Source organism: Paenibacillus sp. VTT E-133291 (assembly GCF_002264395.1).
GTDB classification, from domain to species: Bacteria; Bacillota; Bacilli; order Paenibacillales; family Paenibacillaceae; genus Paenibacillus_AQ; species Paenibacillus_AQ nitricinens.
On the sequence record NZ_NFVA01000062.1, the window covers coordinates 1 to 26209 of the forward strand.

A 26209-nucleotide genomic window follows, 5' to 3' on the forward strand; every position below is an offset into this window, starting at 1 on the left:
ACATAAAGTATAGGTGCAAAACTTATACTTCCTTATATTTGAACATAAGGGTTGCGAATCTTTTCAAATCCAATAGTTGTCCGTGGACCATGTCCTGGATAAACCTTCACTTCATCATCCATTTTGTATAGCTTGCCACGAATAGAATCAAACAGATCTCGTTCCCTACCACCAGGCAAATCTGTACGTCCAACTCCCATTTTAAAGAGTACATCTCCGGAGAATAGATCATTTCCACAAAGGAAACTTACACTGCCTGGAGAGTGACCAGGTGTATGGTATACACGGAAAGTGTGTCCAATGAACTGCAGAACTTGCCCTTCTGCCAGATCATATTCCGCAGGATCTGTAGCTAGAGGAGGTGACACCTCCGACCACATTAGTGAACCGTTCAGCTTGGGGCTGCTTAGCCATTCACTTTCAAGTGGATGTAAATAAACAGGACATTTCTTAGCTTTACGAATTTCATCCACACCGCCCATATGATCAAAATGTGCATGTGTTAACAAAATAGCTTCGATTTCCATTCCTTCGATACTCCGCACTAACGCAGCAGGATTCATACCGGGATCTATGATGATACCCTTCGCAGGATCCGCACCTGTCAGTAAGTAGGCATTCGTCTGAAGCGGACCCAGATTAAATGAACGAATATTTAGCATCTGCCCTAGAATCCGGAAATCAGACTACGCAGTTCTTTGGCAATCACTGTCTGATATTCCGTTCCTTCCCCATAAGCTTGCCCCATTGCTGTACGTGCTTCTGCGATTTTGCTGTCGTAATCAGCGGCCTCACGATCAGGATTCTCACGTTTGAACTCTCTCATTATACTCTGCACATGCTCTGGTCTAGGACCCCAATGTCCGAGCACATATCCGCCAGTGTCCGCAAAAATCACGACGGGTACAGATCTTCCACCCATGGTCAAGAAATTATCCATAAGATCCAGATTCTCTTCCAAAATGAATACCTCTGTCTTCATACCCGCCGTCTCCAGAATACGGAATACAGCAGGAATGTTGCGTACTACGTCTCCACACCAATCCGCTGCCAGGATTAGTACCCGCAAATCGTCTCGGTGGTTCAGACTTTCGAAATATTCCTTATCGTTCTCATCTTCCCAAGTAAACTTCTCATACCAGGATTCAAAGGCCTGTTGGTTCTTCGTCATACTTTCTACGAATTGGCGCGGTGTTAGGCCTTTTCCAAACTTTTGAGCTACATTCTGCTTCATTTTGTAGTCCCCTTTTTCTTGGATTTGTACCATTTAAACACAAAGTAAATGATGATCAGAGCGATCGCTACAAGAATAATTTCGTTGGTATACTTAGCGGCTACTTGGTCAATATCTTCCCATTTATTCCCCAAGGTCATCCCCAGATATACAAACAATGCACTCCATGGAATAACAGCAAGCGTAGTCAACAAAGTAAACTTACCTAAAGGCATACGAGAAATACCCGCTGGAACAGAAATGGCATGGCGAACAATGGGAATAAAACGTGCTGTAAAGATTACGCCCGTCCCGTATTTATTGAACCACTCTTCCGAATGGTCAATATGCTTCTTTTGAATAAAAATATATTTGCCGTATTTCTCGAGAAAAGGTCTGCCACCGTAACGACCAATCCAATATACAAAAATCTGTGCAATGACTCCGCCGATCGTACCGAATAATACGGCACCAAAAAAATTAATATCTCCATTCCATACTAAAAAGCCACCGAAAGCCAGTACGATTTCACTCGGGATGACTTCAATCATAAGTCCGATCATAATCCCAAAATAACCAAGACTTTGAATCCATTCAAACAATGTTGAGATCAGATCAGAAATAATATGCAACCGTGCTCCTCCTCCATTTTCTGCAGAATATGGCTATGTATCAAACATAAACATCTTTGACGACTATAAAGACGCTAGACGTTTAAGCGAGAAATATAAGAAATAAAGTATAGATACTAAACTTTTATTTTCTTATATTTATAGAAGCTTTGCCGCTCTGCTTTTTTTCCAGTTTCTCTTAGCCTATTCTAGCACAAGCAACCTTATCACTTCTACTTACAGGAACAAGGCCGTCACCCTATTTCGATCCTCTCTTAAAAAGAGTTGGAACCATCTGATTAACCCCAAAATGAGGAAGGTACACATTGACAGATAAGAATACGAAGGATTATTATATATTTAGATAATTACCTAAATATCGAAAGGCTGGTGGCATATGAATGAGTCTTTCAAAGCACTAGCTGACCCTACCCGTCGCCAAATCATTCGGTTACTAAGGGAAAAAGACCGCACCGCAGGTGAAATCGCCGATTTCTTCAACATGTCTAAACCAAGTATTTCTCACCATCTGAATGCTCTGAAGCATGCCGATCTCGTACAGGATGAACGAAAAGGTCAATTCATTGTGTATTCCTTAAATACGACGGTTCTGGAAGAGGTTCTTGGCTGGCTGCTCGAGCTAACAGGTACAGGAAAGCAAACGGAGACGGAAATTAAAGCTTTGGACGGAAAGCAAAGCCGTCAGAATATTGATTCTGAGAAGGAGGCTGATTGACGATGAAGGATTTTAAATGGAGATGGCAAGATACACTAATTGTAATATTAGGTTTAGCTTCACTAGCTTATGCTTTAATCAATTACGGTAAGCTGCCGCAAGAGTTGCCTGCCCAGTTCGGAATTACCGGCAAGGTCAACCGCTATTGGGATAAAAACATAGCTATTCCCATGTGGGGTATTCTGGGCATTGTGCTCCCCCTGATATTGCAGTTCACACGCAGCATCGACCCTAAGCGAGAAAATTACAAGAAGTTCGAAAATGCTTATGCCATGAGCAGACTCACTATTGGGGTGCTTTTTAATCTCATGCTTGTGCTCACAGTTGCTTACGGATTGGGAAAAGATATTAACGTGGGCAAAATTGCTATAGGAGCCGTCGGAGTGATGTTTATTGCGCTCGGCAACTTCATGCCACAGATAAAAGATAATTATTTGTTCGGTGTTCGTACAGCATGGACACTTTCCAGCCCAGAGGTGTGGCGAAAAACACATCGTCTCTCGGGAAGAATGTGGATGATCGGTGGGTTGCTCATTTTTGGAGGAGCCTTTTGGAGCGGAATCTTGTCTCAGGTCCTTATTATTACGGCACTTGTGCTTGCTATTATCGTTCCCGTTCTGTACTCTTGGATCATTTCGCGTCAGTTAAAATCGTGAAGCTAATCCCCTAAGCCGCCGACTCAGGTCGTCGGCTTGTTCTGTCATTTGGAACTTTCGATCATTATGCTGCTCACCTTTTCCAGCCTCGTAGTCTGCCAACACTCTATACTGCCGCAAAAGCTCATTTCCTGAGGCAAAACAGTTTATAGCCTCCACTCGATTCCCTTCCGCTAACTTTTTTCGGCCCATCATAAGCATGCCTTCAATCCCTTTGACCCACTTCACAGAGTTGTATTTATCAAGCTGAATACTTCGACGTATCCAATATAATGCAGCTCCCGGATCATCACTGTACATCCATCGCCCAGCCATTTCCCAGTTTAAACTTGCATTCTCCGGAGAATATTGCAAACTCTGCTGGAGTATACTCACGCTTTGTTCACCCGTAAGCAGCCTGGATAATTCTACCGCTGTTCTAGGAGACCGGGGATTCCACGTTAGCGATTGCTGTAGCATATCTATCTTCACCGAGGAATCAACCGTCTGAACTGCTTGCCTGTAGTACCTCTCTCCTTGTGCGGCATGAAGGGACAATACAGATAGCATGAGATAAAGGGAGCAGGCGGCAGTGATGAATAGTCGGCGGGGATATGGATGGGCGAGTTTAGGCGAGGTCGCGGACTCGAGGTGAGTTGACTGTGGGCTCGCGGACGTCGATTGAGTTGGCGGTGGAGTCACGGGTCCGAAATGAGTGGTGAACAAACTTATGGACGTAAAGCGGGTATTCACAGATTGATGTTTCTGCTCATATTCAGACAGGGCAAGTGCTGGCAGCCAAAAAAGCAGCAGCCAGATTAATCCGTAGCTCCAGTCAAAATCGACTGCGCTATGCAAAACGATAACCAAAAATGGCGGCAAGAGACGCAGCGATCTCTTAGCCAGCAACCAGCCTGCTGCCAGCAGCATTAACAGTATGGCTGCGAGGCCGACAAATCCTAGGTTCAACAGGATGTCGAGATAACCGCTATGCACTTGGCTGCCAACATAAGGGCGGGATTGGGCGGCGAGATATGAACTCCGCCAAGTCTCGCCCCCGCGCCCCAGCCAAGGTGCCTCTACCGCCAGCCGCCAGGCGTCGCGGTAGAACAGACCACGCGCGGATACCGTCGTTGACGGTCCGGTGATCCGCTCGCGCACGTGCAGGAGGACGGCGGTGCCCGCCGCCGTCCAACCTGCCGCCGCCAATGCCAGCATGGCGGCTCGGGCACTGCCCGCCGCGCTGCGCTGGCTGCGGCACAGCCATAGGCCGGCTAGACACGCGCCGGCCCAAAGCCCGGCCAGCCACAGCAGGCCGGGCAGAGGCTCTACCGCCAACCCGGCACGGGCAAGTTGGCGGTAGAGCAGCGCCGCGGCGACCACGGACGCGGCGCCAGCGGTAAGAAGCGGCGCGATGAGCTGCCGCTTCCAGAGCAAGACGGCGGTGCAGGCACAAGCCGCCGTCAGCCACGCGCCGCGCGACTCGCTGAGGAGCAGCGCGGCGGCGTACGGGAACAGCGGCAGCAAGCGCAGCAGCGCGGCGGCCGTGCTTCCCGCTTCTCGCCGCTCCACTCCTACATTTACGCTTACCTTTTCACTCCCACGCTCCTCTTCTACGCACTCACTCCCATATCCCAACCCGGTATACTCTATCCCTGTCTTTTCAGACTCTCGCCCAACACCGCAACCTCCTGCTGGCGACATCCTCACACTCTTCTGAGGTCTTTCATAATAAGCAGCGACAGCAAACAACCGCTCCAATAGAAAAACAGCCATCAGAGCACCAAAAGCATTAGGATATTCCATCACTCCTGCTAATCTGGCACCAGTGATGCTTACTTCCGGTGAATTGCTGTAGGCTACAGCGAAAGGTAACTCTAGTACCCCGCACACTGCCAGCAAAGCACTTATGCTTAAGAACATGCCCAATATAGTCCATGCGGCAATGATAAGCTGACGCCCCACCCGATTCAACGCACAAAAACAAACCAAAAATGCAAAGCTAGCATACAAGCCCCACCGTAATATTTCATTCATTGTTCCCTGTGCCGAAAGGGGTTCTCTTAGCGAATGAATCAGATAGAGTGATAGAACTATTAAGGGTGCAGCCAACATTATTTTCAAAGCTCTACTTACTCCACTTGCTCCCCCTAAGCTGCTTCTCCTATTGCTTACGCCAATGTACAAATAAAGCAAAACAGCAGAACACATCACAAACCATAGGGTCAGAAAGAGGTACATCTCCTCTGTAAAAAAAAATCCACGCAGCAAACAAGCTCCTACTCCGGCTGCGATGACTAAGGCTGCACTAAAATATACGATTATTGAATCCGGATTCCGCTCTCTGTTAACGCTCCCCATTTAGATACCCCTATATTCGTTAAGTTATCTCTATCCTTTCCACATTTCCCCTTCGCAAAACTAGAATGCAAAAAGGACGATACCTCTCCACGAAGGAGCTGTACCGTCCCAATTCTCATCAAAAAAGATTTATAGTTGCAAAAAGTACAACTAACCTCTGATCTTCGCTACTGCGTCCTAATGTAATTGCATAATATACAACTATTTTTCGAAAATCCCGCCAGATGGAGAGAATTGATCGTTATTAATTGTACAGAGTGCAACTAATTCACAGTAAAGCAACTTCAGAGCATATTTAGCTGCACAAAATACAACTAAACCAATGTACCGCTCCTCAAACGTCGCGCTACCCCTCCACCGAACTTCCACTCGGAAGCAGGTCCGCACATACGCGCTCAAGGTAAGGTTTCGCCCCTATAAAATCACGGAAGGCGGTGTATTCACGCCATTTGACGGAGTTATCACCACCCGAGCTTTTAACGGCACGGATTAAAATATTCTTCGGTGTATTCTCCAGGTCGATGAATTCCAGCAGCTGGCTGCTATAACCCATCATATCGAGCAATTTGGCACGGATAGCATCCGTAGCCAAGGCAGAGAAACGCTCCTTAAGTATCCCATGTGAAAGCAACGGACTCATTACTTCATTCTCAATCTGAGCGAACAATTCATGCTGACAGCAAGGCACAGACAAAATGACGGAGGCGCCCCAACGTACTGCTTTTTCGAGTGCAGCATCTGTAGCTGTGTCACAAGCATGAAGCGTTATAACCATATCTACCTGATCCAGCTCATCGTACTCGGCAATGTCACCCACAAGGAACTTCAGGTGATCATAACCGATTTTCGTAGCAAGCTCATTACAATGCTCAATTACATCTGCTTTCAAATCAAGTCCAATAATATTAAGCTCCCGCTTCTTGCGGACGGTCAGGTAGTGATAAAGAGCAAAGGTCAAATACGATTTACCACAGCCAAAATCAACAATCGTTAATGGCCGTCCAGTTGGCAGATCGGCAAGCACATCCTCAACCATCTCCAAGAAACGGTTGATCTGCCGGAACTTATCGTATCGCTTGGCCAGCACTTTTCCTTCTCTGTTCATTATGCCAAGCTCCACAAGAAATGGCACAGGTTCTCCATCCTCCAGCACATAGCGCTTGCGCCGGTTGTGTGCTAGATCCGGCTCTTCTTTTTTACTTGGAGACTTGGTAAGGATAGATACTTTGAATTTCTTGCTAATCAGTACCTGATAATCCGCTTCCACCGTGCATAACAAGCCTTGGCGATATGATTCTCTAAATAAAAGGGTCATTTCCTCCGCTGCTAATTCTGCCGGTACATTGCGATGTTCAACCTTTGTACCAATATAGGACGCAAACTGATAATGCAACTTACCTTTTAGTTCGACAGGTTTAATCTGTACCTTCGTACAGGTCTCCCCTTTGTTACGCACTTGGCTTAAGGTAGCCATAATCAAGGTACGGTCATTAATCAGTTGTTCAATAAGAGCTTTTAAAGATTCCACAACGCACATCTCACTTTCGGGATTAAAAATGGAGATTCTATGTCTCCTAACCAACATCGTTCCATTATATCACGGCTCTATAAGAGTTATCCTATCAGGGCTTCACCTGCAGCTCTCCACTAACAATAGTTATTGCTCGGCCAGACATCTTAATCTGATCTTTGCTTACCTCAAGTTGAAGCAAGCCTCCTCGTTCGGAAGCTTGATAAGCAGTCAACTGCGTACGGTTAAGTCGACTAGCCCAGAAAGGTGCTAGCGCAGTATGCGCTGAGCCCGTGACCGGATCCTCATTTACCCCCATCTTCGGTGCAAAAAACCGTGACACACAATCTATGCCTTCGGTGGAGCTTTCTGCAGTAACCGCAAAGGCTCTCTCTTCAAGCCGGGATAAAGCCCCGAAGTCTGGGCTAAGTTCGCGAACTAGGGATTCCTGATCGAGCCGTACAAGTACATTGTCAGCATATAGCATAGTTTCTACCACATTTGCTTCTGAAATACCAAGTGCTTCTATAAGAGCCGGAATTGTAGGAGAAGACTTAAGCTCATAAGGCGGGAAGTACAGTGAGATCAGATCATCCGCACGAGAAGCTCTAAGCAACCCACTGCGTGTATAAAATCTAGCTTCCACATCTGGATCCAGCAATCCCAACTCCCATAATATATGTGCACTTGCTAGAGTAGCATGGCCACATAAATCAACCTCAACCTTGGGCGTGAACCAGCGCAGGCGATATCCATCAGTCTCCGGCCAGAGAAATGCCGTCTCTGACAAGTTCATTTCTGCTGCTGTCTTCAGCATAAATGCCTCGTCGACTGGATGCCTCAGCAAGCATACTGCTGCCGCGTTTCCTGAATATGCTTTTCCTGCAAAGGCATCGATAATAAATAAAGGGGTATTCATTAGGCTTCCGACTCCCTCCGAACTTCTGTGATCCGGTGCCACTCTTTCCATCCTTGTTCCACTTCATGGATAGGGAGCAAGCCTTGTTCCAATTCTTCCGGTGATTTAAGCAGCAGCCGTCTGTACAGTTCATCACCCTCCAGTGAGACATCTTCCCCCTGCTCCCATAGTCGGTAAAGACCGTCCTCCGCTTTACTATAATGTCCGATAGACTCCATATAAACTAGAAGCAGCCGTTCCGTCTTGGCTGGAAGACGATACGCTTTGACTTCCTCCAAAAGTTCATCAATATCCTCTGTCATCTGCAGTATTTCTCGATCAGCTCCGTGCAAATCTGCGTACAAATATAAGTGCAGTGCTCTCATACTTCTAAATAGTGCCGCGTCATGATCGCCATTTGCAGCATAAATGCTGCCCTCTTCCTTAAGCAGCTTGGCTACACCTTGAAGCTTATCTGACTCCAATACACCGTTAAACCGGAACATATCTATAATATCTTCTACTGATAGTGAATTTAAAAGACGTGAGTTCAGCGGAAAATGACGGTTCAATAGCTCATCAATTTCCCATAAGGCTTCCGTTGTCTTCCGCTCTTGCTTTAGCGTTAGAACCTTGGCAACCATCGCCGTCATATCTTCGATCATTCGGACAATATAGTCTCTTCGGAACATGAACTTCCCCCTTTTCCATTCTGGAACTGTAAATCTTTTGTATCTAGCTATTTCATGTGTGCTATTCATTTATCTTAAACCATTGCACTTCGCTATGCCACTTATGAGCTTGTAGAGAAAGAAGATTGTTCCATCCATCTGCAAATTTCAGTAGTCTCCATGTAAAAGAGGCAGCCCACGCCAGTTACTTTGACGCGGAGCTGCCTCTTTTTGAATTATTTTTCAGCGATCATGAATGACTGTTAATATTAACCGTAGCTTGGGTGAATTCCCTGATAACCTCAGCTAACCGTTCAGGAGCTTCAAAGAGGCTCATGTGGCCCGCTCCAGAAATCATAGCTTGCGTTATATTTGGTTTATCCGAAGTAAAGGTGCGTTCCGCAGGAATCAGTCCATCCTGCTCGCCAGCCACAAGTAGTACCGGCAACGTGGTAGCTGTGATCACATCACGTCGATCCGGACGCTCGCGCATCGCCAGTGCAGCTCCCGCTGCTCCTTGTGGAGGAGTTTTGTAACCAATTTCTTTGGCTCGCTCCAGCAGATGCGGTGATGCAGAAGCAGTTGCTTTAGCAAAAATTCCTGGGACGAAGCTGTCCACAAAAGGAGTAATGCCTTCATTTTGAATTCTGCTGACACTTTTCAATCGATTCTCCCGTGCTTCTTCACTATCCGGATATGCAGTAGAATGGATTAATCCGAAGCCCTTCAATCGAGAGGCATACCGCTGCGCGAACGAAAGTGTAATATATCCGCCAAGTGAATGTCCCAGCATGGTGCATTCAGAAATTTCTAGTATATCTAACAAGCCCAGAACATCGTCTGCCATTTGTTCAATCGTATAGGGGCCTAGTGGAGCCTCTGAAGCTCCATGACCACGTAAATCGGGAGCAATCACTCGGTAGTCGCTGCTTAAGATGGGAATGACTTGTTCCCAGTATTCAGCACTTCCACAAAAGCCATGCAATAATACAATAACCTCGCCTTTCCCCTGATCACTGTAGCAAATATTGCTTCCGTCACAACGTACTCTTTCCATGGCTGCTTCCCTCTTTCCAAAATACTAAGATATATTAACTAATATCTATTATTAAGCAAAACAGCTCTCCTTGAAACCGGCATCCGATTCTTAACGCCCAATTCCAAACCCTTTTGCTGCTGCGGCGGCAATTTGTTCAGCCATAACCATAACTCTATGTAGTGGAGTCGTCTGCAGCGTCCGATAGGGCTTTGGACCGTTGATATCTACAATCGCCGCCAAGCTATAGTGCCCCACTGCTGGAAGGCATACCCCCACCGATTGTGCTGGCTGAAGCGGCTCATTCGAAACAAAGTAACATCCAAGAGCTATTGGAGGTCCTAGGCAAGCATCCACAGCAATAATGGTATGCTCAGATGGAATCTCAGCGACTCTGGCCACCAAATTATCCGCATCGCAAGGAGATGGCAACGTCCCGATTACGTGCGGAAAACCATATTCCAGAAGTTTACTGCCTGTTAGTGGACCGAGAGCGTCACCTGTAGATCGATCCGTTCCGATACACAGAAACGTGACTTTCTTCGCTGCATGCAGCGCTGCAATTTCCATAAAAAAGGACACCAATCCTACTTCGTCCCTTTTGCTTCGTTTACCGCTTCCCTGTTCTCTAATTGCCAATACCTTTCCTCCCTCCGATGATATTCTTGATTTCATGCCTTTAATTTAACATGATTTCTGTGAGTCCGACAAAAAAATGGTGATCAAGCTCACAATCATGGTAAAATACATGAATCAGTATACAGAGAGGATGTTAATAACCCTATGGATTTAACACAACCTAGTCAGGAAAATGTTGAATATATGATCGAGGCCATCAAGAACAAACTGAAGATGGCAAGTGCTGCTGCAATGCAAGCCTCCGCTTTTTCAGTAGATAAATATGAAGATATCTTCGATGTTTATGAGGTAGCTATGAGCAGCGATAGACTCAGTATTTCTCAGGTGGAAGCGCTCGTCTCCGAACTCGGCCGTCTGCGTCAGAAATAATTGTTCTTCGTTTACAAAAGAGCCCCTCACTGCGTATCCGAGATGGATGCGCAGCGAGGGGCTCTTTTGTAAGTTCCTATTTCATGAAATGAAGCTGGAAATCAGTATCTGCATGACCTACCCGTGTACCACCATCATTGTAGATCACACCTGAAAATGCATTACGCAGCTTTTCCAAAGTATTTTTCTGACTGTATCCAATCTGATTTAAAATCCCCTGTACAATAAGTCCCCACTCTTCTTCTGATCCATCCAGAATCTTGAAGGCGATGCCCAGTCGCTCGCGGCGCAACCCGAAGCAATATACACCCTTAAATCCACCCTTAGCAATAATATTTTCATCTTCCAAAAGGATTGAATCAAGGCGTCCAGACCCAGAAACCATCTCCGGATGAGCATTCATGGCCGCAGTGATCGTAGTGACCGCTTTGCGAGTTGTCTCGTCAGCAATTAAATCAGGATTCGCTAATTTCAAATATGCAGTCGCCAAGGCGGTCAAAGGCATGGCAAATACCGGCAGACCGCATCCGTCCGTACCTAGGCCAATACTGTCTGGAGCCACACCAGCCATATAAGCAATCGTATCTATAATCTCACGCTGAACCGTTTGCTCCGGCTGGGCGTATTCTTCAAGTGGCAGTCCTTTGAGCTTACTATACGATAAAATCCCCATATGCTTGCCCGCACAGTTATGATAGAACTTTCTTTTGCCCGCGCCGCGAATGGCATTCTCTCTACTCGTATAATCCAGTGGATAGCTAGTGGCACATATCATTTGCTGCTCATCGATGCCAATCTTGGAGGAAATACTCTCTAACGCGGCAACATGATAGCTTTCTCCTCGGTGTGAAGCAGTCATTAGAGCAACCTCAGCAGGTGTAAAACCATAATGCTCCACGATTCCTCCACGAATGCCCGGGATAGCCTGAAGCGGCTTGGCTGCAGAACGGGTAAAGGATACAAATTCAGGATCACCTGCATAGCCCTTTACGTTCCCATTTTCTCCTACGATAGCAATATGTCCACTATGAACACATTCCAGCAAATCCGACCGGTATTCTCGTACTAATACTGTTTCCATGGTAACTCTCCTCTTTTCTCTTGCTGCTCTATAACCCACAAGGATTTATTAGAATTCTACATTTAATAAATGCTAGAAAATAACCCCGTGCTCCGGGGATTTTTTGTACATCACAAACTCCCTTAAGTGTTAGTTCCATGAGGAATTCTACTCCTATTTTCATCATTCTTCAATCCTCTCCACACCAAGAAGATTTTAGAAACCACACAAAAACAATTCCATCAGCAATAAATCCAGAGTGACGCCTCCTCAGATTCTTGCTTTTCTGAAAAATTACTACATCTCAATCTGCCCGAATTCGTTCTATGTGGTATTCCAAGCTGTTAATAAATAGTCTAGAACAAGTGACTCTCGCCATCGTCCCCTTATTCATCAATTGTTTCAGCCTATACGCCAAAGTTTAAATACGAAGTAAGATAACTTATAAGGAGTGATTGGTGATGAGTAACGTAGAACATAAAGTAGAGCATGAAGTAGAAAACGGAAGCAACTTTTTCAAAGGCATCTTTATTGGTAGCTTAATAGGTGCTGCCGCAGCCCTGTTATTTGCACCAAAGCCTGGCCGTGAAATGCGTAGTGATCTGTCTGATAAACTTACGCTTGCTACTGACAAAACCAAAGAAGTGGCTGGCGTCGTAACTGACAAAACCAAAGCCATTGCCACAACGGTAGGTGAAAAAGCAACCGATCTGGCTAGTACGGTTTCAGTCAAAGCCTCTGATATCTACACAACTGTCAGTGACAGCAAGCAGCAAATTGCCGCTACCCTTCAAGACGCAGGCAGCAAAATTGGTGACACTGTAAGTGAAGCCTCAAATAATGTAGCCTCTGATGTGAAAGACGCTTCTAAAGAAGTGGCTGACGAAGCCAAAGCATCCTCTAAAGAAGTCGCCGATGAGGCTAAAGATGCAAAAGAGGATGTTAAATCCTCCTATAAATCCAGTTACTAATCTGCGGCATAATACAGCTATCATTTCATCCGACAACAGCCAGCTGTCCGCAGCTGGCTGTTGTTTAGTTATACCCTCTATAAAGATTCATCTGACTGAATAGATCCTTAATAAATGCCCGTTCGGGCTACAGAAAGCAGGGTGCTCCATGGGAGAATCAAATAGCCAAACCAAAGCATATGAAATTGATGAACATCCTTTCGAATTACGCCATGAGGTCAAACGTTTAAACAATCGCCTGGATAAGATTGCTGACTCCCTAGAAAAATCAGAATTTAAGGACATCCTCGATAACTACTCAGATCCAAAAAAAAGAATTATCACAAACTTAATGGCCGGTATATCCCGAGGTCTGGGATTATCTCTCGGAACGTTCGTAGTCCTTGGTGTTCTGGGTTACATTCTCAGCCTATTTCTTGATGTTCCCGTGATCGGTGAGTACCTTGGTGAGATCAAAAAATACATCGATGCGAACAGCTAACAACTGGGCTATCTATCACCCATCTATCACCGCTCCCCTTACCCCGCTTGTCCGTCTAATCCTTCAAGGTTAGCCGGACAAGCGGGGTAAGGGCTTTGTAGAACACAAATAAAGGACATGCTATTCTCCAGGCACGGAGAGAGGCATGTCCTTATCGTCGAACAGTAAAATTCAAATCCAGGTAATGTATATTACACATAAAGGAGCTCAATAGGATGAGTTGGCCATAATCTGCTTTAACTTCTCAGTGGCCCGCTTCTGTATCCGTGAAACGCTCATCTGTGAAACCCCCAGCTTCTGAGCGATTGCCCGCTGGGATTGACCATCTTGGAAGGCTAGCAATAACACCTGCTGCTCTTGCTCCTTCAATTGTCCTAGTGCTTGCTGCAGATCCATTCGTTTCTCTACAGTCTCGTAATCGTTCGCATCAGAGCTGATAAGCTCCCCTAGCGTAGCTCCAGTCTCCTCTTGGGAAAGCGGTGAATCCAGAGATACGTAATGGTAACATTCTCTGCCTGCCAGTACTTCTACAGTTTCTTCAACAGACAGATCAAGATAATGAGCGATCTCATCGACCGCAGGAGAACGCTCAAGCTTCACTGTAAGTTCATCAATCGCGTGTTGAACAAGCGCTCCTTTTTCTTTAATCCGTCTAGGAACCTGTATGTACCAAGATTTATCACGCAAATAATTCTTCATATGTCCAATCATGCTTTTCATCGCATAGGGCTCAAAAGGGATTCCGAGACTGATATCATATTGCTGCAGTAACCGGATGAGCGCCATTTGCCCGACCTGATATAAATCCTCATACAAGTCGGGGCGATTACGGGAAATTTTCCCAGCAGCCATTTTTACCATAGGCTCATATTTCTGTATCAGCAACGTCGCCTGATCGTTATCCTTGGTCTGCTGATACTCCCAAATTTGGGTGACTGCTTCATTCATGGACTCGGGGGGAGTCACTTTGTCACTCATACTTTCTCCTCGCTAAAATTAAGGTGCTTCTTCAAAGTTACCACCGTCCCTTTTCCGGCTTCACTTACGACACTAACGTCATCCATCAACGCTTGCATTAAGTAGAACCCTAACCCGCCAACCTGAACGTCACTTAACTCCTTATCGTGCAGTGTCATACGTTCATTAGACTTGTCCAAGCCGTCAAAGCTCTCCCCTTCGTCTTTGACTGTAATGGATAAGGAGCTTTCCTCTACCTCAAAAATAACATCTACTATTCCGTCTTTTTGGCCATAAGCATATAATACTGAATTGTTACACGCCTCTGACACTGCCACTTTCATGTCTTCTATATCCTCATAGGTGAAACCCATTTTCGAGGCAATGCCGTATAAATTCAACCTAACAATATCCACATACTCTGCGCTAGCAGGCAACTGAAGAATTACTTTTTGCACATCATCACTCATTCTTTGTTCTATCCTTTCCTAGTGGGAATTCTCTTGGGAGGCAAAAAACTTGGAAATACCAGTCATGTCAAACAGCTTCTGAATTTGTGGAGGAACATCCTCAACCATAAACTTAACGTCCATTCCTTGTCTTGATTTCAGGATCGAAAGTAGAATACCAATCCCTGTGCTATCGATGTATTTTAATTCTTTTAGATTAATAACTAAATCTAGTTTGGTATCTCCCACAAGTGGCTCCATAACCAGGCGGAAATCGGAAGCCACTGATAAATCAAGTTCACCACTCAGGAAAACTGTGCATACATTCCCTTTGGTTTCTGTCTTAGCATGGAACTTGTTACTTTTATGCGTATTCATTAGACGATCTCTCCTGAACAAATATTTTCTATATTAATAACCTTAATGATATACCTTTGAATCAGAAAACGTTAAAAAATCGAATTGGTAAATACTAGATTACGCTTGGAAAATAGATATATCAGGTTCTACTAATACATTGTCGTTGCTAGAATATCGAGAAATAATTTGTTTTATACTACTCATCTTCAGCGGTTTGCTGATGTAATCATCCATTCCAGAGGCCTTACAGCGATTCTGAATCCCTTCCATGACGTTCGCCGTCATTGCAATGATAACGGTCTTCTCGGCAGCAGGACCGCCCTCTCGACGAATTTGAGCGGTTGCCTCCAAGCCATCCATCACTGGCATTTGAAGGTCCATAAAGATAAAATCATAAGGACGTTTAATCGCCATCTCCACAGCCTGTTGACCATCTTCAGCCATATCGGCCGCATAGCCTAGCTTATCCAGCATGCTGACCATTAGACGCTGATTAATCGGATGGTCATCCACAACAAGGATTCTACTTCTCCCCTCTTGATTGGGAACAAGATGCGTGGATTCCTCTTCTTGATATCCGCCTATCAAATCTTCTCCTGGCATGGATGCCTGAATCGTAAAGATAAAAGTAGCTCCTTTTTGCTCCATCGATTCTACCCGAATTTCTCCGCCCATCATTCCGACAAGAGATTTACATATAGCTAATCCCAGACCTGTTCCCCCATATTTCCGTGTCATGGAAGAATCAAGCTGCGAAAAGGGCTCAAATAATCGGTCACATTTCTCCGGAGAAATACCAATCCCCGTATCCATAATTGTGAATTCAACTTCCATCTTATGATCCGCAACGCTCTTGATCGAGGCGACTAGATAGACCCCACCTTGATTTGTAAATTTAACTGCATTAGCGATCAGGTTAATTAGAACTTGGCGTAAACGAGCCATATCCCCATATAAAAGCCGAGGCAATTTCTGATCAATAAAATAAGCGAGCTCCAGGTTCTTCTTTCCCGCTTCTATCGAGAAGAGGCTGAACACCTCTTGAATACAATTTCGAAGTTCAAATAAGTGCTCTTCAACTTCCATTTTTCCGGATTCCATTTTAGTAAAGTCAAGAATGTCGTTAATTACCGTAATCAACGTGTCCGCACTTTTCCGAATGATCTCCGAATATTCCTTTTGCTCAGAAGTAAGATCCGTCTCCATTAATAGATCGATCATACCAACTACGCCGTTCATAGGTGTACGAATTTCATGACTCATCATGGCTAGAAATTCCGACTTTGCTTTCGAGGCGATCTCCGCCTCTTCTTTTGCCTTGATAAGCTCACTATTAATGATTTCCAGTTCTTTCGTCTTTTGCTGCAGCAGCATGGTTTGAGTCTGATGCTTCTTGCTCGTGATGTACATTTCGACAAAGCCTTGTATCTTAGAGTTCAAAATTTGTGGAATGAAAGGTTTGACCATATAATCAATAGCCCCTGCCGAATAGCCAGCGAATAAATGCTCCGCTTCTTTGCTATTGGCAGAGATAAAAATAATCGGAATTTCCTTCGTTTTCTCTCTGGCCTTGATCAATTTTGCAGTTTCAATTCCATCCATACCCGGCATCTGTACATCTAGTACAATGACAGCAAAATCATACCTTAACAAACAGCGCAACGCTTCTTCACCGGAGGTAGCTTTAATTAGCTCGTAATGCTGGCTCTCAAGCACTGCCTCCAGCGCCAGCAAATTTTCAGGACGGTCGTCTACTAGTAGTATATGAATTGGTTCTTGAAACCCCATAGGACCACCCTCCCACATGCGTTATTTTATGTTACGGTATATTTTCTCCACTCTGTCTAAAGATTCATAGCAATCGCTATATTTCGTAAAGTGAATGGACTCCTTAGAGCCCAGAACAAGGATTCCAAAGCGACTTAGACTTTCATGAAACAACCCGTGAACATGATCACGAAGCTCATCATTGAAATAGATCATTACATTTCGGCAGAAAATAACATTAAATTCATTAAATGAAGTGTCAGTAGCTAAATTATGCTCAGCAAAAATGATATTTTTGCGTAAATAAGGCTGTAGAATAACCGAGTTATACTTTGCAGTATAGTATTCGGAGAATGCCCGAGTACCTCCTGCCTCCAAATAATTCTTAGTATATTGCTTCATTCTGCTAATATCATAAACGCCTTCCTTAGCCTGCTGTAAAGAACGCTCATTCATATCTGTGGCATAAATTCGAGCCTTATCATAAAGCCCTTCTTCATGAAGCAGGATGGCCATGGAATAAACTTCCTCCCCAGTGGAACATCCAGCATGCCAGATACGAATATAGGGATAGGTTCTTAACAATGGAACTACCTTCTGGCGAAAAGTTAGAAATAATCCCGGATCCCTGAACATTTCAGTCACAGGAATAGAGAGACTGTAGACAAATCGTTCAAAACAAGCCCGATCATGCAGAACCTTCTCTTGCAGCGCGGATATGGTGAGTACATTCTCCGCATGGACATGATGCCAGATGCGTCGTCTTAATGAAGGCAACGCATAATTCCGGAAATCATAGCCATATAAACGGTGTACCCCATCAAGAAGCAGCTCAATCTCAATTTGCTCCAGTTCGTCACTTCCCGCCAGAACGGGTTGCTCTTCATATCCGTGTTCTATTGCTTTCATTGTTATCCCGACTCCCTTATCAACACGCCGTACTTTTGAAGAATGGCTTTTTGTTAGTTCTTTTAAAGTATTACCCCAATATTGAGGTTACGAATACAGCCATACTCGCATTAAAGATAGAAGTTGACCTGTTGCGATTGGCTTCTTCATATAGTCAGAAGCCCCCGCTTCAATACATTTGGCACGATCCTCTTTCATAGCTTTGGCAGTAAGCGCAATAATAGGCAGTTTCTTATACTGCGGCATCTCGCGAATCCGGCGCATAGCCTCATATCCGTCCATCTCCGGCATCATCATATCCATTAGTACAAGATCGAAATCTTCTTGTTCTACCAGCATTTCCAGCGCCTCGCGTCCATTCTCCGCAAACTTCACTTCCATATGATACTCTTCGAGTACGCTGGAGAGCGCAAACACATTGCGAATATCATCATCAACGAGCAGTATTTTCTTTCCTTCGAACAATTCTTCTTTATTATGAAGCTTCTGCAGTATCTTACGTTTATCTTCCGGAAGATTGGCTTCTACCCGGTGCAAGAACAGCGTAGTCTCATCTAATAACCGTTCTGGAGAACGTACATCCTTGATAATAATTGATTCCGCATATTTGCGTAGCTGTGTCTCTTCTTTGCTATCCAAATCCTTACCCGTATAAATAATAATAGGTAGATCATTTAATTCCTCATCATCACGAATTTGATCCAGCAGATCGAAACCTGTCATATCCTCAAGCATCAGATCCAGAACCATACAATCATATCTCTGCTTCCGTAGCTCACTCAGTGCCTCCCCGCCAGTTGAAACTGCGGTTATAGCCACATCGTCGTGACCGATCAATTCCATGATAGAACGACGCTGAATCTCATCATCCTCAACAATCAGCAAGTATTTCAACGTACTGGAGGTGTAGTTCTCGATTTGCGAGAACGCCCGCTCTAGAGCTTCTCTAGAAGATGGTTTTCTTAAATAAGCCATAGCCCCCATCATAAGCCCCTGCTTCACTTCATCATTTACAGAGATGACATGGACAGGAATGTGGCGGGTCTGAGATGCGCTTTTTAACTCTCTAAGGATGGTCCAACCGTCCATTACAGGCAGCTGAATGTCTAGAATAATTGCATCAGGTAGATAAGTCTTCGCCATCTGCAGTCCAGTATCGCCTTGAAGGGCTACAAGCCCTTTGAAATTGCGGCCATGAGCCATATCCAGTAATATTTTCGCAAAGCTCTCATCGTCTTCAATAATAAGCAGAACCTTATCATTTGCAGTCAAATGATCACGGTCATCATCGATCATCAATTGTGGAATAGGTTCATGGACTGGCGTTGGTTTAAGGGTTGGAAGCATATCTCCAATATATTCATTAAACGTTGAATCTTCTTTGGTTACAGCAGCTTCTGTTGCTGCAGGCTGTTTAATGTAATTCGCCTTCACTGGCAAATACAAAGTAAAGGTACTGCCTTGTCCCTCACGGGATTCCAATGCAATAGCTCCCCCCATTATACGAACCAATTCACGGCTGATCGACAATCCCAGACCTGTGCCTCCATATTTACGACTGGTTGTTCCGTCTACTTGTTGAAAGGCTTCAAATACAATATCTGTTTTGTCAGCCGGAATACCAATTCCACTGTCCTTCACAGCGATAGCAATATACTCTTTATCACTTGGCAAGTTTAGTGGCAATAGATTGTTATCTGCTGGGCTAACTGAAAATTCAATGAAACCTTCGGTTGTAAATTTAAAGGCATTCGAGAGTAAATTTCTTAAGATCTGCTTCAAGCGATGACTATCGGCAATTAAGCTATCTGGCAACGGCTCGTTAAAGGTAATCCGTAAGGAGAGTCCTTTTTTGAGTGCCTGCGGAGCGAAATTCTGCTTCACAAAGCTCTTCAGCTCAGTCAGTTTAATTTCTTCATGATTCAGTTCCATTTTTCCTGCATCAACCTTGGAAAGATCCAGAATTTCATCAATCATCTTAAGCAGGTCTGCTCCTGACATGTAAATCGTATGTGCAAATTCAACCTGCTTCTCTGTTAAATTACCATCCTTATTCTCTGTAAGCAGTTGAGACAAGATCAAAAGACTGTTGAGCGGTGTCCGCAATTCATGGGACATGTTCGCCATAAATTCCGATTTATATTTACTTGTCACAGATAATTGCATCGCTTGTTTCTCTAACTGAATCTTAGCATGCTCAATTTCATCCTTCTTCTCCTCGACCTCCTGCACTTGTTCCTCTAAAGCACGAGTCTTAGCAATAAGTTCCGTATTATAATGCTCCAGTTCTTCCTGCTGACGCTGAAGCAGTTCTTCCGACCGTTTAAGTGCATCCGTCTGCTCCTCCAAATTCTCATTGGAGCGACGCAATTCCTCTTGCTGAGTCTGTAATTCCTCCGACTGGCACTGCAGCTCTTCCGTAAGAGCTTGTGAATCACGCAACAACTTCTCCACGATCAAACGACGGCTAATATTATTAAAAATAATACTTAAATTATTCGCAAGTTGCTGCAGCAAATCATTTTTCAAACTGCTAAAAGGTTGGAATGAAGCAAATTCTACTACGCCCAGCAGTTCATCTTCAAAAATAAGCGGATGAATAGAAATATATCCAGGTTGCGCATCCACGAATCCGGACTTAACGGATGAATAGTCTTCAGGAGCCTTCTCCAGTCTGATTGGATGCATATCGAGCGCACTTTGTCCTACTAGCCCTTCTCCAATCATAAACCCGTCCTTAGGTTTCTTATCATTATCTACTGCATAATATCCACTGCTTCGTAAAAAATCAGGACGATTGGCATCTTTTAAATAAACAGCTCCGAACTGTGCTCCCAGCACAGGGGTAAACTCATTGATGAAGGTCTGTGAGACCTGATCCAAGGAGCTAACACCTCGCAATAGTTCCGTCACCTGAGCAACATTCGCATTCAGCCAGGATTGGTCATTCTGCGCTTGCGCATAGGCCTGTTCCATTTGCTGCTTCTGTTCAAGATCTAAAGCCATCTTCTTAAAGACGAGAGCAACCTCACCAATTTCATCTTTAGTAGTAACCTTTATACGCCGTATGGCTCTCACTCTACCGTTGCCAAAGCTGGTAATCATCATTGAAACGACATTAAGCCCCCGTGTGATGCTTGGGATGATCCATAGAACTACTCCAAGTCCGAGAAGTAAGCCCAGAATCATCATAAGAACTACCATCTGAGTCGAACTTTTATAAGCTTCGTTGGCCTTCGTACTCTCTTCGTTCATAATAAAAGCATTATAATCAGAGAGACTGTTCAGAGCGTTTAACACGGCATTCTGAATCGCTTGTCCCTCTGTGTTGGAATATGTGCTGGCATTTTGAAAATAACCAGCCGATAGCAGTTTCAATACCTTTTCCTGATAATTTATATAAGAGGTGTACGCATCATCTATTTGACTAACCATTTGCATCTCTTCAGCGCTGGTCATCGACGCTTTTATTTTCTCGTAGTACTCATTCGCTTTAGTAATCTTTTTATCAATCTCATTCTTTTGAGATTCTACCGATGATGCATCTGCACTTAGCATGGTCGTGGTCAATATTCGCGCCATATCATTGACTTCTCCACGCATCCCCGAAGAAGACCGCCCCTTCATATATCTATCCTGATAACCTTCCAGTTGGTCATTCATATAATTTAAGCGGTCGTATCCTATCATCGTAAGTGCAAGCATAATCGCTAACATGGCACTGAAGCCAATTAAGAGTTTAGCCTTTATCTTCATTCTCTATCTGTTCCCTTCTTCAGTGAGATCCACACAATACATTTATCATCATCACGCTCTTTAGGAACCTCTACATTGAAAAATGCAGCCCGAATAGCTTCTTCGTTCCACTTATGTTCAACATTTAAATGTTGAATCATAAATTTAAGCTGCTCTTCTTGTTCACCCTCAACCAGTTCCAATAGACCATCTGTATAAAGAACTAAATGCCCTTCATCTTCATAGGTTAAGCTCTGTGGCTGAATATCGATCCGTTCAAACAGACCTACTGGGTGACAGTTACTCTCCAGCATGATTGGAGTCTTAGCCTCGCCTTCAAAAAACAGCGCTGGTGGATGCCCGGCGTTAACGTAGTCAATACGTTTCATACGGGTATCTATCACAAGATAAATGGTCGTAAAGTAGTATTGGATCAACTTTTTCTCAATATAGAGCTGATTAAACCTTCGATTGAGCTCCTGAATTACCTTTTCCGGCTCTACATACGTAGTTACCGTGTCCTTTAATACAGAAGCAAGAAACATACAAAAAAGAGAGGACGATATTCCGTGTCCCATAATGTCCAGCAGGATCACGCCATATCGGCCATCACCAAGGGGGTACCACGCGTATAAATCACCGGCAAGCTCAGAGGATGGCTGATAGATGGCATTGACCTCAAAATTTTCTTCCTGAAGAGGCGAGCTCAACACAGCATTCTGAACAAGTGCGGCCAGTCTCAATTCTTCTTGAATCCGCTGATCTCGTTCCTTATGCCAATCTTTCTCTCGCTTCAACCGCAGCGCGAGCCTAATTCGGGCCATCAGCTCCACTTTGTTAATGGGTTTTGTAACATAATCTACTGCACCTGCATCCAGTGCTTCTGCCAGCTTCTTGGAATCTCCAACAGCTGTAACCATTATTATTGGAATATCCTTCAGGTGTTCGTATTGCTGCACAACACGACATGCCTCGATTCCATCCATTTCCGGCATCATCATATCCAGTAAAATCAGATCGATATCGGACATCCGAGGACGTCCATCTTCACTCACAGAACCGATACCCAACCGCGTAAGCATCTCTTTTGCTGAGGATGCGGTTACGAAATTTCGGTAATCTTCTTTTTTCAGGATTTCACGGATAATGATAACATTAGTCGGATTGTCATCTACGATTAAGATTCTCATCATCTTCACCTCACACGAATAGTATTACGAACGAAAAATTCTGCGACTCATTACCTATATCATACGCTATTTAAATGTGTTATTTCTATTTTTAATATATGTAAATATAGTAATAGGTTCATTTACGCCTTCAGCAAAGTAACCTCCCGAGCCACTACATGTAGTGGTTCGGGAGGTTACTCTATGGTAAAGACAGCCCCTATTTATTAACCAAAATGATCAAAAGTGAAACATATTAAGAAGAAATACTATCAAATAAATCAATACCTTCAAATTCACCTGCTAAATTTCGATATATTTTGAGCGCATTATTTCCTCTCATATACACATCTCCATCTTCGGCTATAAAATACGGTTTACCCAAGGTAGATTGCACATTATCCTTCATGGGATCAATTCCCACCCCATTTACCTGTAGACCAAACTGCTGTGCTTGAGATGGTGAGACATGCACATACAGCACAAACCCCTCACCAACACCCACTGTCACATCTGCATATTGGTACTCCTCTGTCCCTTGCAATGGATCATTTGTTACCGCAAGCGGATCACCCTTGGCCAGAAGCAATTCTTCCTTCGTAGCATATAAAGCAACACCTTGCAGTGAATCAAAACGGTTTATAGAAGGGCTCGTTTCTGAGGAATATTCAAATGTGAGAACTGTCTTAGGCTGATCACTAAAAGTTGAGATAGGCGTCAACTGTGGAGACGCATCAAAGTATGGGGAAAGTAGACTAAACAAAAGAATGATAATGTTCATGTTGTTATCCCACCTTTCTTATCTGCAGCCGCCATTTACAGAGGACTTGCTGCCTTAACTTTAATGACGGAATTTTTTCCAAAGAGTTGCAGCTACATCCACACTTTTTAACACAGTAGCTATTTTCCCCGGTGCTTTCTCGTTATTAACAGCATCATAAGAGTTTACCGTACGTTCCTCAGCTGGAGTCAGCGGAGCTTCTTTTAAGGATACCCCCTTACGCTTCTCCCTCAATTCATGTGATTTACGATATCTTTCAATCACAGTTACTGAAACTTGCTTAACGGTTAAGGTCAACTCATTCATAACTTCTCCCAAATTCTTCACAGAATCTATGACAGGATCAATCTTCTGAATTTTATTCTGTACATCAGCGGTAATTTCATTTGCATGTCTGACTGTAGTCTTCACTTCATAAGTCAGTTCATCCATCGTCTTCTGCACTTCCACCAAGGTCTGGCTTACTTTGTCAAGAGATTGCTTCGCTGACTGCAAAGTCTTAATTAGAAAGAAAACAAGTATTGCGAATGCGATGGCAACGAGAGCTACACTAAGTTCAATGATCATATTCATAACCCCTTCCAAATCTCATAAATAGTGGCTAATCAGCCTTGTATACTGCATAGTTACCCCTACTACCATATGCCGAAACAATCTGTCGAGCGTTGTCAAAACTCCCTGCTCCCCTTTGTTTCAGAATCAAAGTCCCCGTTTATACAATGACTACAAATCAAAAAAAGGATAGGTGATATGTAATGTTAAAATGGTCCGCAATTCTGCTAGTTGTAGCTGTAATCGCTGGTATCTTTGGTTTCTTCAATCTTGTAGCAGCCGCTGCTGGTCTTGCAAAGATACTATTCTTCGTATTCTTGGTTCTGTTTGTTGTTTCCCTCTTCACGGGACGCAGAGGTAGATCGATGTAGCCTCCTCCCATAACTATCCATATATCTTATTCATCATGCAGAAAGTATAGGTCATTCCCACACAGATGTCACTTGAGAAAATAAGAAAAAGTTTTGAAATTAGATCATAATGAGGAGGAACTTAACATGAAAAAATTCGCCAGCATAACAGTTGCCTTGGGACTTATGGCTTCAATAGCAGCTACAGCATCAGCCGCAGAGGTAACAGGGACAACTACAGATTCTACGACCGCAGATCGAAGCACTTACACAACATCTTTTGAAACGATCATTACCCCATCGGATATTACTCCAGCCACACCACAAATTGTTCTAACCGAAAAAACAGCTTTCCACTTTTCAGTTGGCAGTATGATTCCCGCAGGCTGGCTTAGCGCTCAAACGCTTGATACCACAGGTGAAGTGATCACGGATACTTGGGGCAATGAATGGAGAGAAATCTACACTTGGCTAGGAAAAGCGTGGGTAAAGGTTCCTGTTGCTGCCAATGTAATTATGTAATTAGTACAAAAAAGATGATAACAAGCATAAATGCCTTCGGCGTCCCTATAAGGACGGCAAGTGTTTAAGCGAGAAATATAAGGATAATTTATAGAACGGAACATATAAACTCTTATATATACAAAAAGCTACCCCCTCAGTAGATCATTCTACTGAGGGGGTAGCTTTTGCGCTTACGCCGCCTTTGTTCACCCGTCACAAACATGCGATGCTGCCGCTTCTGTATACCTATATAATTATCGGATGACCGATCCCCCGAAGAGGAAACGATTCGTCCAAGAAGCGCTTAATTTATCTACTTTCACCCCGCCTGAAGCTACGGAATACGTATGGAGAACTTGTCCATCTCCTAGATACATAGCAACATGCGATATTCTTGCCTTAGATTTGTCGACCCCTTCATACGCTGAAGCGGAGTTCCCTTTATAATCCATAAAGAACATTAGATCGCCGCGTTTCAAACCGGAAGTAGACGTAACTACCGTACTATTCGATTTCACCCAATCTCCCTGTTGACGGGAATCAGCAGGCAGTTTCAGATTCACACCATCCATGAAAATTTGCCGGATAAAATCAGAACAATCGAAGGTACTTGTATCATATCTGCTGGAACCAAACTCATAAGGTGTCCCAAGATAGCCCATACCTGCTGAGATTACACTCTCGATTTGGGCAGAAGCCCCAGGTGTAGAAATAGGTGGTACTGGTGCTGGCGGCGTTGGTGTCGGCGTTACCGTCCCAGTCCCCCCATTATTAGCGAACGAAGTATATTGATCACTTGAACTTATATATCCAATGCTACCATCAGAGGTTTGAATTTGATACCAGGAGCTGTTCGGCTGTGCCAGAAGCTGTACTTGTTCCCCCTTCTTCAGAAGTCTCAGTACTTTTCCGCTTGTAGAAGGTGTAGTTCGAAGATTCACTCCGTACTTTATGGTTCCCGTTTGTGCTGATGGTGTTGTTGGTGTACCTACTGATGATGAATTTACGCTGATATACTTATCATCTGCACTTGTATAGCCTACGGATCCATCCGCTGCTTTCACCTGATACCAATAGCTATTCGGTTGTGCCACAATCTGCACTTGATCTCCCTTTTGCAAATACTTCACTACTTCTCCACTTGTAGAAGGTGTACTGCGAAGGCGAACACTTGCCTCGATGACCGCTGTTTGACCGGCTGCTGCTGCCATAACTGAATTTGATGGACTTGAGGCTGCTGCTGCATTTCCAGGAGCAGATACTCCTAAACCTGCAACAATTGCAGCTGAAACCAATAAGGATGCTGTTAATTGCTTATGTGATTTAATCATACGTTCCCCCAATACCATGATGAGATTTCAACAAAGGTGTGTACTACATTCCTTTATGCCCTCATTATAGGCTTGCCCGGGATTTGGAACATGCTCCAAATTGCACATATAATCATGCCACTTTATGGTAAAACACAGGACTAAAGTCTTGAAT

General features: G+C 44.2%; 27 protein-coding genes. 7 read left to right on the top strand and 20 right to left on the bottom strand.

The window, feature by feature from the left end:
* Positions 1-32: 32 nt before the first annotated feature.
* Genes CA598_RS21560 through uptA form a run of 3 tightly spaced genes read right to left on the bottom strand, consistent with a single transcriptional unit; the run spans position 33 to position 1845 of the window.
* A complete protein-coding gene (locus CA598_RS21560) occupies positions 33-662 on the bottom strand; it encodes an MBL fold metallo-hydrolase (protein WP_094877852.1) in 630 nt (209 codons plus the stop codon).
* Positions 663-667: 5 nt separating this feature from the next.
* Positions 668-1234: a thioredoxin family protein gene (locus CA598_RS21565; protein ID WP_094877853.1), complete on the bottom strand. Its 567-nt coding sequence runs from the start codon at positions 1232-1234 to the stop codon at positions 668-670.
* Positions 1231-1845 carry an undecaprenyl phosphate transporter UptA gene (gene uptA, locus CA598_RS21570; RefSeq protein WP_094872424.1) on the bottom strand — a complete coding sequence of 205 codons (615 nt, stop codon included), beginning with the start codon at positions 1843-1845 and terminating at the stop codon, positions 1231-1233. The genes CA598_RS21565 and uptA overlap by 4 nt, the downstream gene beginning before the upstream one ends.
* 376 nt (positions 1846-2221) lie before the next feature.
* Between uptA and CA598_RS21575 the strand changes: the two genes are divergently transcribed.
* Together CA598_RS21575 and CA598_RS21580 are read left to right on the top strand one after the other, a co-directional pair.
* Positions 2222-2560: an autorepressor SdpR family transcription factor gene (locus CA598_RS21575; RefSeq protein WP_094877854.1), complete on the top strand. Its 339-nt coding sequence runs from the start codon at positions 2222-2224 to the stop codon at positions 2558-2560.
* 2 nt (positions 2561-2562) lie between these two features.
* Entirely contained in the window at positions 2563-3216 is a 654-nt protein-coding gene (locus tag CA598_RS21580) for an SdpI family protein (protein WP_094877855.1), read from the top strand.
* Here CA598_RS21580 and CA598_RS21585 read toward each other — a convergent pair.
* From CA598_RS21585 to yyaC, 6 genes are all read right to left on the bottom strand, one after another.
* Positions 3205-5556, bottom strand: coding sequence for an O-antigen ligase family protein (locus tag CA598_RS21585; protein WP_256990583.1), 2352 nt, complete (start codon positions 5554-5556; stop codon positions 3205-3207). The two genes, CA598_RS21580 and CA598_RS21585, sit on opposite strands and share 12 nt — an antisense overlap.
* 346 nt (positions 5557-5902) lie before the next feature.
* Positions 5903-7093, bottom strand: a complete 1191-nt coding sequence (locus CA598_RS21590) for a class I SAM-dependent methyltransferase (protein ID WP_094877856.1) — start codon at positions 7091-7093, stop codon at positions 5903-5905.
* An 85-nt stretch (positions 7094-7178) separates the two neighbouring features.
* Positions 7179-7985, bottom strand: a complete 807-nt coding sequence (locus CA598_RS21595; protein ID WP_094877857.1) for a PhzF family phenazine biosynthesis protein — start codon at positions 7983-7985, stop codon at positions 7179-7181.
* On the bottom strand, positions 7985-8656 hold the full coding sequence (locus CA598_RS21600) for a DUF6483 family protein (protein WP_094872432.1): 672 nt from the start codon (positions 8654-8656) through the stop codon (positions 7985-7987). The genes CA598_RS21595 and CA598_RS21600 overlap by 1 nt, the downstream gene beginning before the upstream one ends.
* A 229-nt stretch (positions 8657-8885) precedes the next feature.
* On the bottom strand, positions 8886-9692 hold the full coding sequence (locus tag CA598_RS21605) for an alpha/beta fold hydrolase (protein WP_094872433.1): 807 nt from the start codon (positions 9690-9692) through the stop codon (positions 8886-8888).
* A 90-nt stretch (positions 9693-9782) separates the two neighbouring features.
* Entirely contained in the window at positions 9783-10310 is a 528-nt protein-coding gene (yyaC, locus tag CA598_RS21610) for a spore protease YyaC (protein ID WP_256990584.1), read from the bottom strand.
* A 144-nt stretch (positions 10311-10454) separates the two neighbouring features.
* Between yyaC and CA598_RS21615 the strand changes: the two genes are divergently transcribed.
* Positions 10455-10679 carry a DUF1128 domain-containing protein gene (locus CA598_RS21615; protein WP_042131036.1) on the top strand — a complete coding sequence of 75 codons (225 nt, stop codon included), beginning with the start codon at positions 10455-10457 and terminating at the stop codon, positions 10677-10679.
* Positions 10680-10755: 76 nt separating this feature from the next.
* Here CA598_RS21615 and CA598_RS21620 read toward each other — a convergent pair whose 3' ends face one another.
* A complete protein-coding gene (locus CA598_RS21620; RefSeq protein WP_094877858.1) occupies positions 10756-11760 on the bottom strand; it encodes an asparaginase in 1005 nt (334 codons plus the stop codon).
* A 440-nt stretch (positions 11761-12200) separates the two neighbouring features.
* Here CA598_RS21620 and CA598_RS21625 point away from each other — a divergent pair, with 440 nt between their 5' ends.
* Positions 12201-12710: a YtxH domain-containing protein gene (locus CA598_RS21625; protein WP_076285477.1), complete on the top strand. Its 510-nt coding sequence runs from the start codon at positions 12201-12203 to the stop codon at positions 12708-12710.
* Between the two features lie 148 nt (positions 12711-12858).
* Positions 12859-13191, top strand: a complete 333-nt coding sequence (locus CA598_RS21630; protein WP_042191847.1) for a DUF5665 domain-containing protein — start codon at positions 12859-12861, stop codon at positions 13189-13191.
* Positions 13192-13398: 207 nt separating this feature from the next.
* On the opposite strand, the gene CA598_RS21635 is transcribed toward CA598_RS21630, so the two are convergent.
* The 9 genes from CA598_RS21635 to CA598_RS21675 form a co-directional block, all read right to left on the bottom strand.
* Positions 13399-14169, bottom strand: a complete 771-nt coding sequence (locus CA598_RS21635) for a sigma-70 family RNA polymerase sigma factor (protein ID WP_042131042.1) — start codon at positions 14167-14169, stop codon at positions 13399-13401.
* Complete coding sequence (rsbW, locus tag CA598_RS21640) at positions 14166-14618, bottom strand: anti-sigma B factor RsbW (protein ID WP_094877859.1); 453 nt, start codon at positions 14616-14618, stop codon at positions 14166-14168. Before rsbW ends, CA598_RS21635 begins: the two co-directional genes overlap by 4 nt.
* An 18-nt stretch (positions 14619-14636) precedes the next feature.
* On the bottom strand, positions 14637-14975 hold the full coding sequence (locus tag CA598_RS21645) for an STAS domain-containing protein (RefSeq protein WP_042131044.1): 339 nt from the start codon (positions 14973-14975) through the stop codon (positions 14637-14639).
* 99 nt (positions 14976-15074) lie between these two features.
* Complete coding sequence (locus CA598_RS21650) at positions 15075-16745, bottom strand: response regulator (protein WP_094877860.1); 1671 nt, start codon at positions 16743-16745, stop codon at positions 15075-15077.
* 21 nt (positions 16746-16766) lie between these two features.
* Positions 16767-17633 (bottom strand): CheR family methyltransferase, encoded by an 867-nt coding sequence (locus CA598_RS21655; RefSeq protein ID WP_094877861.1) that lies wholly within the window; start codon positions 17631-17633, stop codon positions 16767-16769.
* Positions 17634-17720: 87 nt separating this feature from the next.
* Positions 17721-21389 carry a response regulator gene (locus tag CA598_RS21660; protein ID WP_094877862.1) on the bottom strand — a complete coding sequence of 1223 codons (3669 nt, stop codon included), beginning with the start codon at positions 21387-21389 and terminating at the stop codon, positions 17721-17723.
* Entirely contained in the window at positions 21386-22558 is a 1173-nt protein-coding gene (locus tag CA598_RS21665) for a SpoIIE family protein phosphatase (protein ID WP_094877863.1), read from the bottom strand. The genes CA598_RS21660 and CA598_RS21665 overlap by 4 nt, the downstream gene beginning before the upstream one ends.
* 235 nt (positions 22559-22793) lie before the next feature.
* On the bottom strand, positions 22794-23318 hold the full coding sequence (locus CA598_RS21670; RefSeq protein WP_094872443.1) for a hypothetical protein: 525 nt from the start codon (positions 23316-23318) through the stop codon (positions 22794-22796).
* A gap of 60 nt (positions 23319-23378) precedes the next feature.
* The gene (locus tag CA598_RS21675; RefSeq protein WP_094872444.1) at positions 23379-23885 is read right to left on the bottom strand and encodes a DUF948 domain-containing protein; all 507 of its coding nucleotides are present in this window, start codon (positions 23883-23885) and stop codon (positions 23379-23381) included.
* Between the two features lie 188 nt (positions 23886-24073).
* Between CA598_RS21675 and CA598_RS21680 the strand changes: the two genes are divergently transcribed.
* Entirely contained in the window at positions 24074-24241 is a 168-nt protein-coding gene (locus CA598_RS21680) for a DUF1328 family protein (protein WP_042131050.1), read from the top strand.
* A 126-nt stretch (positions 24242-24367) separates the two neighbouring features.
* Positions 24368-24742, top strand: coding sequence for a hypothetical protein (locus CA598_RS21685; RefSeq protein ID WP_094877864.1), 375 nt, complete (start codon positions 24368-24370; stop codon positions 24740-24742).
* A 236-nt stretch (positions 24743-24978) separates the two neighbouring features.
* On the opposite strand, the gene CA598_RS21690 is transcribed toward CA598_RS21685, so the two are convergent.
* Entirely contained in the window at positions 24979-26055 is a 1077-nt protein-coding gene (locus CA598_RS21690) for a C40 family peptidase (protein WP_094877865.1), read from the bottom strand.
* Positions 26056-26209: the final 154 nt, after the last annotated feature.

What these genes read in the sequence shown, in the direction of transcription:
- CA598_RS21560 (WP_094877852.1), bottom strand. Translation starts at nt 662, where the DNA reads ATGCTAAATATTCGTTCATTTAATCTGGGTCCGCTTCAGACGAATGCC.
- CA598_RS21565 (WP_094877853.1), bottom strand. Translation starts at nt 1,234, where the DNA reads ATGAAGCAGAATGTAGCTCAAAAGTTTGGAAAAGGCCTAACACCGCGC.
- CA598_RS21575 (WP_094877854.1), top strand. Translation starts at nt 2,222, where the DNA reads ATGAATGAGTCTTTCAAAGCACTAGCTGACCCTACCCGTCGCCAAATC.
- CA598_RS21580 (WP_094877855.1), top strand. Translation starts at nt 2,563, where the DNA reads ATGAAGGATTTTAAATGGAGATGGCAAGATACACTAATTGTAATATTA.
- CA598_RS21585 (WP_256990583.1), bottom strand. Translation starts at nt 5,556, where the DNA reads ATGGGGAGCGTTAACAGAGAGCGGAATCCGGATTCAATAATCGTATAT.
- CA598_RS21590 (WP_094877856.1), bottom strand. Translation starts at nt 7,093, where the DNA reads ATGTGCGTTGTGGAATCTTTAAAAGCTCTTATTGAACAACTGATTAAT.
- CA598_RS21595 (WP_094877857.1), bottom strand. Translation starts at nt 7,985, where the DNA reads ATGAATACCCCTTTATTTATTATCGATGCCTTTGCAGGAAAAGCATAT.
- CA598_RS21600 (WP_094872432.1), bottom strand. Translation starts at nt 8,656, where the DNA reads ATGTTCCGAAGAGACTATATTGTCCGAATGATCGAAGATATGACGGCG.
- CA598_RS21605 (WP_094872433.1), bottom strand. Translation starts at nt 9,692, where the DNA reads ATGGAAAGAGTACGTTGTGACGGAAGCAATATTTGCTACAGTGATCAG.
- CA598_RS21615 (WP_042131036.1), top strand. Translation starts at nt 10,455, where the DNA reads ATGGATTTAACACAACCTAGTCAGGAAAATGTTGAATATATGATCGAG.
- CA598_RS21620 (WP_094877858.1), bottom strand. Translation starts at nt 11,760, where the DNA reads ATGGAAACAGTATTAGTACGAGAATACCGGTCGGATTTGCTGGAATGT.
- CA598_RS21625 (WP_076285477.1), top strand. Translation starts at nt 12,201, where the DNA reads ATGAGTAACGTAGAACATAAAGTAGAGCATGAAGTAGAAAACGGAAGC.
- CA598_RS21630 (WP_042191847.1), top strand. Translation starts at nt 12,859, where the DNA reads ATGGGAGAATCAAATAGCCAAACCAAAGCATATGAAATTGATGAACAT.
- CA598_RS21635 (WP_042131042.1), bottom strand. Translation starts at nt 14,169, where the DNA reads ATGAGTGACAAAGTGACTCCCCCCGAGTCCATGAATGAAGCAGTCACC.
- rsbW (WP_094877859.1), bottom strand. Translation starts at nt 14,618, where the DNA reads ATGAGTGATGATGTGCAAAAAGTAATTCTTCAGTTGCCTGCTAGCGCA.
- CA598_RS21645 (WP_042131044.1), bottom strand. Translation starts at nt 14,975, where the DNA reads ATGAATACGCATAAAAGTAACAAGTTCCATGCTAAGACAGAAACCAAA.
- CA598_RS21650 (WP_094877860.1), bottom strand. Translation starts at nt 16,745, where the DNA reads ATGGGGTTTCAAGAACCAATTCATATACTACTAGTAGACGACCGTCCT.
- CA598_RS21655 (WP_094877861.1), bottom strand. Translation starts at nt 17,633, where the DNA reads ATGAAAGCAATAGAACACGGATATGAAGAGCAACCCGTTCTGGCGGGA.
- CA598_RS21660 (WP_094877862.1), bottom strand. Translation starts at nt 21,389, where the DNA reads ATGAAGATAAAGGCTAAACTCTTAATTGGCTTCAGTGCCATGTTAGCG.
- CA598_RS21665 (WP_094877863.1), bottom strand. Translation starts at nt 22,558, where the DNA reads ATGAGAATCTTAATCGTAGATGACAATCCGACTAATGTTATCATTATC.
- CA598_RS21670 (WP_094872443.1), bottom strand. Translation starts at nt 23,318, where the DNA reads ATGAACATTATCATTCTTTTGTTTAGTCTACTTTCCCCATACTTTGAT.
- CA598_RS21675 (WP_094872444.1), bottom strand. Translation starts at nt 23,885, where the DNA reads ATGATCATTGAACTTAGTGTAGCTCTCGTTGCCATCGCATTCGCAATA.
- CA598_RS21680 (WP_042131050.1), top strand. Translation starts at nt 24,074, where the DNA reads ATGTTAAAATGGTCCGCAATTCTGCTAGTTGTAGCTGTAATCGCTGGT.
- CA598_RS21685 (WP_094877864.1), top strand. Translation starts at nt 24,368, where the DNA reads ATGAAAAAATTCGCCAGCATAACAGTTGCCTTGGGACTTATGGCTTCA.
- CA598_RS21690 (WP_094877865.1), bottom strand. Translation starts at nt 26,055, where the DNA reads ATGATTAAATCACATAAGCAATTAACAGCATCCTTATTGGTTTCAGCT.